Genomic DNA, 299 nt, shown 5'->3' with positions numbered 1-299 from the left:
CATCGGCACCGAGCACATCCTTCTGGCCCTCCTGGAGTTCGAGAACGGCGAGGGCGTCCTCAGCGGGCTCGGCGTCGACAAGGCGGGCGTCGAGCGGTACGTGGAGGAGGCTCTCGCCCGGATCGTGGCGGCGCGGGAGGAGGAGAAGGACGCCTGAGCCCGGCCGGCCCAGCCGTCGCTCCGGCCCGATGTCAGACCCCCCTGCGACACTCGCAGCATGGCCGAACGCTGGGCACTCGCTCCGGCCGAGGGCGGTGGCGCGGAGCTGGCCCCCCTCGGTCCGGACGGGCTGCCCGCGG

The 299-nt window shown here is 74.6% G+C and carries 1 protein-coding gene; it reads left to right on the top strand.

Annotated elements, in window-relative coordinates; genetic code table 11:
• Positions 1-157: Clp protease N-terminal domain-containing protein (locus BZL64_RS41545; RefSeq protein WP_425276094.1), on the top strand; the 157-nt coding region annotated here is incomplete at its 5' end.
• Between the last annotated feature and the right edge of the window lie 142 nt (positions 158-299).

Source organism: Streptomyces bobili, assembly GCF_002154575.1.
In the GTDB taxonomy this organism is placed as follows: domain Bacteria; phylum Actinomycetota; class Actinomycetes; order Streptomycetales; family Streptomycetaceae; genus Streptomyces; species Streptomyces bobili.
Note: the sequence above shows the minus strand (reverse complement) of the source record. Positions and strands in the feature narration are given on the sequence as shown.